General features: G+C 27.8%; 10 protein-coding genes. 8 read left to right on the top strand and 2 right to left on the bottom strand.

Annotation, left to right across the window (positions count from 1 at the left end; translation table 11 throughout):
- Window positions 1-247 precede the first annotated feature (247 nt).
- From QZ146_RS06320 to QZ146_RS06310, 3 genes are all read left to right on the top strand, one after another.
- On the top strand, window positions 248-1,798 hold the full coding sequence (locus QZ146_RS06320) for a flippase (protein ID WP_295722826.1): 1,551 nt from the start codon (window positions 248-250) through the stop codon (window positions 1,796-1,798).
- 312 nt (window positions 1,799-2,110) lie between these two features.
- Window positions 2,111-2,581: a hypothetical protein gene (locus QZ146_RS06315; protein ID WP_295722825.1), complete on the top strand. Its 471-nt coding sequence runs from the start codon at window positions 2,111-2,113 to the stop codon at window positions 2,579-2,581.
- A 2-nt stretch (window positions 2,582-2,583) separates the two neighbouring features.
- A complete protein-coding gene (locus tag QZ146_RS06310) occupies window positions 2,584-5,673 on the top strand; it encodes a right-handed parallel beta-helix repeat-containing protein (RefSeq protein WP_295722824.1) in 3,090 nt (1,029 codons plus the stop codon).
- A 111-nt stretch (window positions 5,674-5,784) separates the two neighbouring features.
- Here the strand turns inward: QZ146_RS06310 and QZ146_RS06305 are convergent, their stop codons facing one another.
- Together QZ146_RS06305 and QZ146_RS06300 are read right to left on the bottom strand one after the other, a co-directional pair.
- Window positions 5,785-7,212 carry a Mur ligase family protein gene (locus tag QZ146_RS06305; RefSeq protein WP_295722823.1) on the bottom strand — a complete coding sequence of 476 codons (1,428 nt, stop codon included), beginning with the start codon at window positions 7,210-7,212 and terminating at the stop codon, window positions 5,785-5,787.
- Window positions 7,213-7,470: 258 nt separating this feature from the next.
- Window positions 7,471-8,214 carry an archaeosine tRNA-ribosyltransferase gene (locus tag QZ146_RS06300; RefSeq protein WP_295722822.1) on the bottom strand — a complete coding sequence of 248 codons (744 nt, stop codon included), beginning with the start codon at window positions 8,212-8,214 and terminating at the stop codon, window positions 7,471-7,473.
- Window positions 8,215-8,492: 278 nt separating this feature from the next.
- Here QZ146_RS06300 and hdrC point away from each other — a divergent pair, with 278 nt between their 5' ends.
- From hdrC to QZ146_RS06275, 5 genes are all read left to right on the top strand, one after another.
- The gene (gene hdrC / locus QZ146_RS06295) at window positions 8,493-9,446 is read left to right on the top strand and encodes a CoB--CoM heterodisulfide reductase subunit C (protein WP_295722821.1); all 954 of its coding nucleotides are present in this window, start codon (window positions 8,493-8,495) and stop codon (window positions 9,444-9,446) included.
- 12 nt (window positions 9,447-9,458) lie between these two features.
- A complete protein-coding gene (gene hdrB, locus QZ146_RS06290; RefSeq protein WP_295722820.1) occupies window positions 9,459-10,340 on the top strand; it encodes a CoB--CoM heterodisulfide reductase subunit B in 882 nt (293 codons plus the stop codon).
- 256 nt (window positions 10,341-10,596) lie between these two features.
- Window positions 10,597-10,863: a DUF749 domain-containing protein gene (locus tag QZ146_RS06285; RefSeq protein WP_295722819.1), complete on the top strand. Its 267-nt coding sequence runs from the start codon at window positions 10,597-10,599 to the stop codon at window positions 10,861-10,863.
- Window positions 10,860-11,390 carry a DUF2096 domain-containing protein gene (locus QZ146_RS06280; protein WP_295722818.1) on the top strand — a complete coding sequence of 177 codons (531 nt, stop codon included), beginning with the start codon at window positions 10,860-10,862 and terminating at the stop codon, window positions 11,388-11,390. Before QZ146_RS06285 ends, QZ146_RS06280 begins: the two co-directional genes overlap by 4 nt.
- A gap of 232 nt (window positions 11,391-11,622) precedes the next feature.
- Window positions 11,623-12,315, top strand: coding sequence for a metallophosphoesterase (locus QZ146_RS06275; RefSeq protein ID WP_295722817.1), 693 nt, complete (start codon window positions 11,623-11,625; stop codon window positions 12,313-12,315).
- The last annotated feature ends 65 nt before the right edge of the window (window positions 12,316-12,380 follow it).

Genomic DNA, 12,380 nt, shown 5'->3' with positions numbered 1-12,380 from the left:
AAAGAATTTTCGAAATTCAAAAAATCTTTTCAATAACATTATTTGCAAATAAAAATATAAAAAACTTGCTAAAATAAAAATATAACAATGTTAACATATTCCCAATTTTTGCTTAAGTTTCTAGCATTGTGCTGTTATAGAAAAATATATAAAAAGGATATTTCCTAAATATTATTAATTATATTGATTATTTAATCTATTTTTTTATTTGCTTTTTAATATAAAATTTTTTTATATAGGTATTTATATGGCTGATAACGAATCTAAAATTGCAAAGGGTAGTTTTGTATTACTGCTTGGTTCATTTATATTTCGTATTGGTGGATTCATTTATCGTTTCATATTAACTTGGTTACTTGCTCCAGCAGATTATGGGATTTTAGGCCTTACATTACCTTTTCAGAATTTCTTAAATATTACTGCATCTGGAGGTCTCCCTTCAGCTATTGCTAAGTATGTTGCGGAATATTCTGCAGTAGATAATGAACAGATGGAACAACAGGTAATTCGCACTTCCTTTAAAATAACTATCGTCATGTCGGTAATTGGCGCTACATTGATGTTTTTAATTGCTACACCTATTGCTATAGGATGGTGGGGTAAACCTGAGGCAGTTTTACCACTCCAACTTGTTGCGGTTATAACTCCATTTAGTGTAATAGTAGGTCTTTATAGAGGAGTTTTCCAGGGTTATTATGAGATGACTGATATTCTTATTACAAAGGCTTTTGAACAATTGGGAATGATTCTTTTTGCAGTTGTTTTTGTTCTTATTGGGTGGAAAGTGGCAGGTGCAGTTTTAGCAACAGTTATTGGTTTCGTTTTTGCATCATTATCTGCAGTATGGTTATTTAAAAAAGATGTAACCTCTAAATTTAAAACAGGTCCTAAAAAAATATCTAGTTCTGAAGAATGGAAGATTGTAATCATTCTTTTAAAGTTCTCAATACCCGTTGTTATTACTGGACTTGCTGAGGTTTTATTGTATGATATTGGTACATTATTCATTGGTGCAAATTTGGCAAGTAGTTTCGCAGGATATTATACCAATGCTAGTGCAATTGCTAGACTTCCTTTAATTGTATCTATGTCTGTTGCAACATCCGCTCTTCCTGCAGCTTCTGAAGCATTTTCACTTAAAAATCATAAATTGTTATCAACTTATATTCATCAGTCTTATAGATATGTAATAATAATTGTTCTTCCATTATGTGTTGGAACTGCATTATTTGCACGTCCGCTTTTAGGACTTTTATTTGGTGTGGAATATATGGAGGGTGCCTTAGCATTACAAATACTTGTTATGGGAATGTTATGTTTTGCTGTATATACTATTGCTAGTAGTATTTCCCAAGGGCTTGGAAAACCTATTGTTCCTATGATTTCACTAGTTTTAGGAGTTATTATACAAGCATTATTTAGTATTTTATTTGTTCCAATGTGGGGTATTGGAGGTGCTGCAATAGCTACTACTTTAAGTACTGCATTTATAATGTTTGTGTGTATATTTTACACCCATAGAGTTTCTAAAGTCGATTTAGCTATTAAAGATTTTAGTAAAATTCTTTTTGCATCTTTGATTATGGGTATAGTTTGTTTTTTAATTCCAAAAACTTCTTGGGGTATATTTTTAGGCTTAATTGTAGGAGTAATTGTTTATGTTGCTGCTTTAATATTAATTAAAGGACTTAAAAATGATGATTTAAAACTGGCTTATAAGACTGCTAGAAAAACAGGTCCTCTACAGCCAAAAATTACTAAAATTGTTGATAAATTGTCAAGGTATGCTACTGATTAAGTGTATTTTAAAACTTTTTTTAGTAAATGACAATTTAAAACTATTAAAAAATTTAATTATTTAAATTCAATATCGGATTTTTTTTATGACTATTTAATTTTTTTCATTATTTTCATTTTTTGATGAGGGGGACTGAATAGAATTAAGTAGATAAAATTTATTAAAAAATTTTAGTTTAAAATATAATAATATATATAATCTAATTTTATTTTATAGAACATTAATTAAATTTTCTATAATGGTTAATTTTATGATTTCTATTGGTCCTTTTACTTATTTTATTTATTATTGATAGGAGGGGGTAATATTAAGATGAAATTAGCGTTTGTAGTTACTTTTCTTTTGATATTATTTTTAGGTCTAGGTTTGGTTTCTGCAAGTGAGGCTAATATGGATGATTCTATTAGTTTGACAGATAATACAGATAGTCTAAAGACAACATCCGATAATAATAATAATATTGCTATTGATGATGTTGAAGAAAGTAATGATAATAATAATCTGTTGTCAAATTCAACGGTCACGAATAGTAAAGGTGACGGTGAAGAGATTAAATCTACTAATGATGTTTTGAATTTTAGCAGTCTTAATGAAACTATAAATTCGGGTTCTAGTGATTTAATTGTATTGGAGAATAATTATGCTTATGATGAGAATACTGATTCTCGTTTTATAGCTCTTGGCGGTATTTTTGTTTCAAGAGATTTAACTATTGATGGTCAAGGTAATTATATTGATTTAGGTGGCAAATTAAGATTCATTAGTACTTTGGTCATCATATAACTTTGAAAAATATTAATATTAAAAATGGTTACGATCAATGGAATGGTGGTGGTGCTGTAGCAATTTGGGGTGATGCTGATAATCCTGGTCAAGGTACTTTTATTGATACTGCATTTTCTAATATAAAAGGGTCTGCAGTTTATATTCAATCAGGTAATGGTACTTTTGAGAGAAATACATTCAGTTATTGTGAAGGTCAAGGCGATACTTGTCAAGGTGCTGCAGTCTATATTGGTGAAGGTCAAGGTACTTTTATAGATATTATTTTTGATAATAATAAAGCATATCAAGGTGCGGTCTTTATTAATGGTTTTGGTAGTTTTAATAACTGTAATTTTACTGATAATGAAGGAGTATTTGGTGGTGCTGCTCGTATTATGGGTAATGTTAGTTTTACAAATTCAAGATTCACTAACAATAAAGCAGATGAAGAAGGTGGTGCAGTAAGTATTGTAGGTCACGCAACTACTATTGAATCTATCTTTGAGGGTAATAAAGGATCTACAGGTGGTGCATTAGCTATATATGGTGATGACAATAGTTTTACTAAAACAACTTTCAATGATAATGTAGCAACTAGTTATGGTGGTGCAGTAGCTATCTGGGGTAATAATAATACTTTTATTGAAGTTAAATCCAATAGAAATAATGTAACTAGTGGCGTTGGTGGTGCATTATTTATTCAAGGTAATGATACTAATATTAAAACTTCAGAATTTGATGGTAATATAGCAGGAGCTGATGGTGGTGCAGTTTATATATTAAATGAAGGTCTTGAATGTAATAGTAATATTGAAAATTCCAATTTCACTAATAACAAGGCTGATTTAACAACTGGTAATGGTGGTGCAGTCTATGTTAAAGGTTGTACTTTTGTAGATTTTTGTAAATTCATTAATAATGGTGCATATTATGGTGAAGCATTCCGTGCTTGGAATTTCACATCAATTAATAACACTAAATTTGATGCTAACTATCCAATTAGGGATGGTGGTGCAGCATCTATTAATGGTTATGCAAATATTACAAATTCAAATTTCAGCGGAAACGAAGCATATAAATGTGGTGCATTATCTTTATATAGTCAAAATGATTATGCATTTTTCCTTGATTATTTAGATAATAATATTTTCACTGATAACATTGCAAACACTACTTATGGTGGTGCAGTTGCAATTTGGGGTCAAAATATCCAATTCAGTAATAACAATTTAACTAAGAATAAAGCAGTTTCAAAAGGTGGTGCACTCTACATTTTCGGGAATAATATTGATATTATTAATTCTACTTTAAATGAAAATTCAGCAGGGCTTGGTGGTGCTGTATTTGTTAATGGTACTGCTAATGTTATTAATTCTAATTTGACTTTAAATAATACTACTGAAAATGGTGGTGCTGTATTTGTTAATGGTACTGTTACTTTTATGAATAGTACTTTTTCTGAAAATAAGGCAGATTATGACGGTGGAGTTTCATCTGTTAATGGTAATGTCAGTATCGAAAATTCAACTTTCGAAAAAAATTCTGCTATAATGTATGCTGGGGCTATTTTAATAGAAAATGGTACAATTAATATTAAAACTTCCAAATTTACGAATAATCCATTAGATAATATTGTTTATAATATGGCAGAAGTCAATATAGATAATAGTACTATAAGAGATAGTGATTCTAATTTGATTCATGAATATGCAAATATTACCTTTGAATTATATGATTTTATTTATGGTTCTACTGGTTTAATTTATTGTAACGTTTCTTGTATTGATGATATAGTTATTAATAATGGTAATATCACTGTTTTATGTGATGACATACCTATCGCTTATGGTAATATTATTAACGGCATTGGAATTATTGAAGTTAATAATTTAATCTCCGGAAACTATACTTATAAGATTATTTACATTGGTGATGGAGAATATACTTCACTCATAAGTTATATTAATACTAATGTTGTTAAGGCTAATTCTACTGTTAATGTTAGTGCGGCTGATGTTGTTTATGGTGAAAATGCTTTAATCAATGTGTCTACTGATTGTGGAGATAGTTTAGTTTATGTAAATGTTAATGGAAACATGTATGCTGTTAATCTTGTTAACGGTAGTGGTGTAATTAATATCACTGATATTTTAAATGCGGGTAATTACAATTTTAATGTGACTTATATGGGAACCACTAATTATAATCCTTGTGTTGTTCCGGTTTCCTTTAATGTAAATAAAGCTAATTCTACAATTAATGTTAGTGTGACTGATATTGTTTATGGTGAGAATGCTTTAATTAATGTGACTACTGGTTGTGAAGATTCTTTAGTTTATGTTGATGTTAATGGAAGAATTTATGCTGTTAATCTTGTTGATGGTCGTGGTGTTATTAATATTATTGATTTATTAAATGTTGGTCTTTATGAGTTGAATGTGGCTTATATGGGTACTGATAATTATAAAGCTACTGTTCAATCTGTGTCTTTCAATGTTACTAAACAATCTACTAGTATTACTGCTAAAGATGCTACTTTTGTTATAAATTATGGTGGTTCATATCAAGTTACTGTTAATAATCGTGTTGCTAATGTTCCTGTTACATTTAAATTAAATGGTAAAGTGATAGGTACTGTTAATACTGACGGGTCTGGTAAGGTTAAAATTAATTTAACTGCAGCTCAATTAAAAACAGCGACTGCTGGTAAACGTAATCTTGTAATTAGTTTTGCTGGAGATCAAAACCATAATCCGTCTCAAGCAACTGTTAAAATAACTATTAACAAAGAGGCTACTAAGTTTATTAGTGTTAAATCAGTTAAAAGCTCTTATATGATTACTGATAAATCTATGCAGTTAACTGCTACTTTAAAAGACAGTAAAAATAAGGTTATCAAAAATCAGTATGTTGTCATTAAAGTTAATAATAAGAAAACATTTAAAGTTAAAACTAATTCTCAAGGTGTAGCTTTACTTACTCTTAATGCTGCTAATATTAAAGCATGTAATATTAATAAGCAAGGTACTTATAAGTTCATTGTTACTTATGAAAGTACTGCAACTTATAATAAAACTACTGCAAATGGTACCTTAAAAGTTACAAAATAAGTGGAAAGATCTTTATTTTTCCATTTTTTTTTACTTTTAGCCAAATAATTTTTTTATATTTTTTTTATCTGGTGGGGAATGTTTATATTCTTTAAAAATTTAACTTGTTTTTTATTGATTATTTTTGATTTTGTTTTTAATTTCTTCCCACATGGCTTGTTCTTCGCCACAACCAGTAATTATTATATTTTTATATTGGGATTTGCCGACAAGATCAACAATACCATTTATTCTTTTATCCATTTCTTCATATGGGAAGGGGTAGAATTCACTATCAAATTCATCTTTAATTTGATTGTAATAGTCTTTGCCTATTTTAACAGATTCTCTTCCAGGTATCACAATTAAATGATCTGGATTCATTAATCTTATAGCTTCAAGATGATCTTCGAATACTTCTTCTTCTCCTATATCTGGAGTGGTGTAAATAAATTCTAATTTGTCATTAATGTATTGTTTCATAAATAATATATTTGCTTTTACAGCATCACCATTATCTCCTTGACCAAGACCTACAATTTTATTACTTTTTGTCTTTACAACTTCGAAACGTCCTGGAGGTAAAATTGCCATTGTAAGTGATGAGAATATTTTATCTGCAGTTTTTTCAATTTTTTGAGGTTCTGGTGTAAAACTTGCATATGCAGTTGTAGAACATAATGTATTATATAAGTTGTGAACTCCAAAGGTAGGAAGATTTGTGTTGAATTTAAATGAAATATTTTTCTTTTTTGGATAATTATATACTGTACCTTCTATTGTAATATACCATCGGTCTGGTTCCATTTTAATATCTGTAATTTTAACATTTGCTTCAGGTCTTTTAAATCCACATTCGCATTCATAAATTCCACGATGATTCATAAACCTTTTAGAATATTGAAGGTCTTTTCCACATTTTGGGCAGGGGATAGGAGTTTCTTTAAAAATATCTTCAATATCTATATCAAATCCAAAATAATTTACTTTTACATCTTTTTCTTTCTTAAGTCCTATGTATGCAGTTCTTGGATCATCTGCATTTGTTATTATAACGCCATCATTCATATTTTTGGATAAAGCTTCTTTTGCAGCTAAATATTTTTCAAATGGATTTTTAACACCAAGAACTTGAGTATGTTCTCTTGAAATTGTAGTATAAACTACGCCAACTGGTTCTACTAGTCTTTGTACTGTTTCAGGTATTCCATGTTCAAAGTCACGTATACCATATTCATACACACCAAGGTTTGCATCATTTTTTAAAAGACCCGTTGCAATTGCATTAATGGTATTACTTTCAAAATTAGAGCTAATTTGAGTATCTTCAGAGAGTAATTTTATTAACATAGTTGTAGTCGTGGTTTTACCATTGGTACCAGTTATAATAACAGAACCAATTTTAGGTTCTTGAGCCAAATTGTTTAAAGCTTCATATGAACCAATTTTTAAAAAAAGCCACCCAGGGAAACTTTTTCCCATTCCTCCTTTAAGACTTACAACTTGTCCACCTAATTTACCTATAATTTTAGCGAATTTATACCTTAAATTATTAACCATAATATCTTATTATATTAATATAATATTTAAACTTTGTTTAATATTAAAATTCTTCATTTTAGCTATAAGTTTGAATTATTTTCAATTAAAAACTTTAAGATTTATTTATCAATGAATAAAATGTTTTTAGATAAAACAGATAATAATTTAACTTTTAATTAAGTTTTTATAAAATTAATATAATTTTGGTAGTATATATTAATTTTAGTATTATAACTAACATTAATAAGATTAGCATTTTATTTTTTTTATTTTTTTTTAAAATAAGTGTTGATTTTTAAGCAAATAATGGGAATATTCTTTGTCTAATATTTTTAATGCTGTTTTGTTTTGAGGACTTGTATTTGCTCTTTCTTCTACAAGATTTCTTAAGCTTCTATTTTTCATATGTTCTCGAACTTCTCTTAAGGTAAAATCAAGAGTATTTTTATTATATTTTTCAAGATCATCTCTTGTCATACCCTCAAATAATGGATAGATATTCAAATTATAATTTTTTGTTGGTGTCATTAAAACATTTAAATAACTGTAGAATTTTGCAGAATCAATTAAAAATCCATCAATACCCATATAACAAAGTAAAGGGATATAAGAAGGTTCTGCAAATGGATATATTAAATAAGCATTTGGACTTAAGATCTCTCTTAAATTAACTATAAGTTTAACTAAATTCTTTGGGTGGAGTAATAATTCATCTCCACTTCCTATTAAAAAACCAGTATAACCAATATCTTCTAATTTTTGAGCACATTCTAATCTTAAATCAAGATATTTTCCACCTTGGATAACTCCAATATCTAAATCTCCTATATCTTTTTTAGATTTATTGATAGTTTCTTTAACACTCCAGTTAGATAAATCCCAGCTAACATTATATGGTGATGCTTGAGGAGGTATAATATTGTATTTTTCTCTATCTATTATAAAGGGTGTTATCTCGCCATTAAGTTTTCCAAATCTTCCAGGACCATCATGGGATTTAATTTCAAATTTAATAGGCATTTTATTCCTCTATTTTATTCAAATTTTTATTATTCTATCTTACTTTTAATTTTAGTATTTATATTTTTTATAGTTTTTATTTATAATTTTTTTATAATTTAATTCATTTTTTTATTTTTAATTTTCTTCTTCAATGAAAAAATTTTTAGGTTAATCTAAAAAGATGTCACCTTTTAGGTTACACTTTTCATTTTTTTAGTAATCTTTATATACTCTATTTATATAATTTATTATAAGGATTGAGGTTTAGCCAATGATATTCTAGGATGTGTTTATTAATGTCTGTATTTGATTTAATAAAATCTTTATTTGGGATAAATAAAGATGTTGATAAAGAAAAAAAAGTTGAAACGTCTACTAAAGTAGATAAATCAACAGATAAACAGACATCTTCTAATGAGTCCACTGTTTCTAATAGTAAGGATTCTACAATTCAATCTTCTGAACCAGATATCAAAACCAATAAAGAAGAAGTTAAACATCTTAAAGTTGATATTTCTTCTGAAGTTGAAGAACTTAATAAAACTCCTAAAAAAGCTTCTAAAGCTCAAGAGGATGAAGTTAAAGAGAATGTTGAAGAAGAAATTTCAAATGATGGTTTAGATTCTTCTGAAGAAATTGAAGAAGAAATTTTAGTTGAATCTGAAGATAATTCTGAAGACGAAAACGAAACTAATAAAGAGAGAGATAATATGACTTTGTTAAATGATAATGATGTTTATACATTAGATGATATCGATTTTGATTTTAAAGAAAGATTTGTCGAAGCAGGTCTTGAAACTGTAGAACATTGTTTCCAATGTGGAACTTGTGGTGGAGGTTGTCCATCTGGTAGGAGAACTCCTTACAGAGTAAGACAAATTGTAAGAAAATGTTTATTAGGATTAAGAGAAGAAGTTATTTCTGACCCTGCTTTATGGATGTGTACTACTTGTTACACTTGCCAAGAAAGATGTCCTAGAAGTGTTACTATTGTAGATATTATTAAATTTGCACGTAATGAAGCTGCTCATGCAGGTTACATGGCTGATGCACACAAAGCTACTGGTAAATTTGTTATCGAGTCTGGTCACGGTGTACCTATTAATGATAAAGTAAAAGCATTAAGAAAAGAAATTGGGCTTGATGAAGTACCTCCAACTACTCATAAATATTCAGAAGCTTTAAATGAAGTACAAGCTATATGTAAAGCTTGTGAGTTTGATAAATTAGTTGGTTATGAAGGATTATAAGGAGGAATTATAATGGAAATTGCTTACTTTTTAGGATGTATTATGAATAACCGTTATCCGGGTATTGAGAAAGCTACTAGGATGTTATTCGACAAAATCGGTATTGAACTTAAAGATATGGAAGGAGCTTCATGTTGTCCTGCTCCTGGTGTATTTGGTTCTTTTGATCAAAAAACATGGGCTACAATTGCAGCTCGTAACATTGCTATTGCAGAAGAAATGGGGGATGACATCGTAACTGAATGTAATGGATGTTATGGTTCTTTATTTGAAGCTAAAGAATTATTAGATGAAAATCCTGCTAAAAAAGATGAAATTAATGCTGTATTAGCTGAAACAACTAAATACCAATTTGAAGGTACTTCTAATGTCAGACACTTTGCTGAAGTTTTATATAATGATGTAGGTTTAGATAAACTTGCTGAAATGTTTGAAAAACCTTTAGACATTAATGTTGCTGTCCATTATGGATGCCACTTCTTAAAACCTACTGCAGCAAAACAATTAGGAGATGCAGAAAATCCTTCTATTTTAGACGAATTAGTTGAAATTACTGGTGCAAAATCTGTCGATTACACCGACAAACAAATGTGTTGCGGTGCAGGTGGAGGATTAAGAGCTAGAGATAAATCTGTTACTACTAGTTTCACAAAAGAAAAACTTGACAATATGACTAAAGCTGGTGTTGACTGTATTGTAAACATTTGTCCTTTCTGTCACATGCAATTTGATGTAGGTCAAAACGAAGTCAACGAACAATATGGTACTGATTTCCACTTACCAGTTTTACACTTAGCTCAATTATACGGATTAGCTATGGGATTATCTGCTGATGAGTTAACCTTTGGTGCTCAACAACAAGATATTGCTCCTGTAATTAAAAAAATTAACTAAATTTAGAGTTTAATCTCTAAATTTTTCTATTTTTTTCATCTTTTAGATGAATCTTTTTTTTAAATTAGAACATTAAAAATGATAATGTTTATTTTATTTTATAAAATCTTATTTTTAATTTTCATTATTTTTTGGAATTTTATTATCAAAAATATTTTATACTACTTTTAATTAAATAATTATATAATTTCTATACATTTGATGTATAGTTTAAGAAAAAAATATAATTTATTAGAAAATATTAGGTGATTGAAATATGTTTGTAGCTACATTAGGAGGAATTTTTAAATTTAAAGATCTTCCTGAAGAATATGGTCCGTATGTACAATTTAAAGCAACAATTGAAAAAAGAGAAGTTCAAGATGATGATGAAATTGCAATTTTAGATATTACTGGTACTGATAGTCATCATGTCCTCTTTTTAGATTCTTATAATAATATTACAGAAATTAAAAATGAATTAAAAGAAGCAGATGCAAAAGTTAATATAACTACTTTAAAAATATTGGAAGGCCATTTATGAGCTCTTTACCTGTTGAACAATTGTGGTTAGTTTTATTAGATTTACTTACGGCTTTAAAAAAACAAAATATTAAAATTCCCACAGAAATAAATAAGAATATGGGATTTACTAAAAGTCAAATAAGTTTTTATAAAAAAGATACTTCTCATCCAGATATGATTAATGAAATTGGACGAGCTACTGTAACTTTATCTGAAATTCAAAATCAATTAATTGATCTTGCTAGTGATAAAGTTTCCGATAAATATGCTGAACAATGGATAGATAAAATTAGAAGGGCAAATAAAGGAGAACAATTATACGATGTTCCAGATATTCATTCTAAATTTAATCTAAACCCTCCTCCAGGATTTTCAACAAGCCGTATCACTTTTAAAAAACCAATTCCTGAAGAGAGAATTCAAGAGATTGGAGAATATTATGGTTTAATCATTGAATATGAGGATGATTTAACTATAACTGTATATGGTGATAAAAAAGATGTTCAAAAAGGAATTAAAGAGATGGGATCATTCTTTTTAGAATAATCTTTTTTTATTATTAATTTTCTTCATTTTTTTTAGGATTTAATTCAATTTTTATTTATTTTATTATTTTTATATTCTATTAACTGTATTTTTTATTTACACCTATTTTATAATATTTTTCAGGATTTTTAATTAATTCTTTTTATAATATTTGGTTTTAATAAAAAATAGTAAATTTATTTAATTGAAAGTTAATATATTATTTATATCTAATAATTTGTGAGGTAATTTTATGAAAATTTTATCTATAAGTGATGTACATGGAGAATATAATGAAAATTTCATTAATTATTTAAAAAATAATAAAGATATTGATTTAATTTTAATAAATGGTGATATTACTAATTTTGGTCCTTTGGAATTTGTTGGAGAATTTATTGATAGTATTACAGATTTAGATTTTGATGTTTATGCAATTCAAGGAAATTGTGATCCAAAAGAGGTACCTAATCTAATTAAAGATACTAATGGAACATGTCTTCATAAGAATGTAAAAACATATGGGAATGTAATTATATTTGGATTTGGAGGTTCTAATCCAACACCTTTTAATACTCCTGGAGAATTTGAAGATGAATATTTATATGACAATATTAAAGAATTACTTTTAGAATATGAAGAAAATAATAAAGATGAAGATTTAAAAGTTAAAATATTACTTACTCACGCTCCTCCGTTAGATAGTGAGGTAGATAAAATTCCTGATGGTGTTCATGTAGGAAGTAAAGCTATAAGAGATATTATAGAAGAATTTAATATAGATATTAATTTATGTGGCCATATTCATGAAGCAAAATCTATTGATATTATAGCAGATACAACTGTTGCAAATCCAGGTATGCTTAAAGATAATCATGGTTGTTTAGTTACAATAGATGATGAAACATTAGATTTTAATGTGGAAATCGTTCCATTTAATGGATAATTATTCATTATTATTTTATTTTTTCATTACTTTTTATTTTAACTCAAATTATATAATTTATTTTT

It is taken from the genome of uncultured Methanobrevibacter sp., assembly GCF_905235195.1.
Taxonomy (GTDB): domain Archaea; phylum Methanobacteriota; class Methanobacteria; order Methanobacteriales; family Methanobacteriaceae; genus Methanarmilla.
The sequence above is the reverse complement of the archived record's forward strand: the minus strand, read 5'-3'. Positions and strand labels throughout refer to the sequence as shown.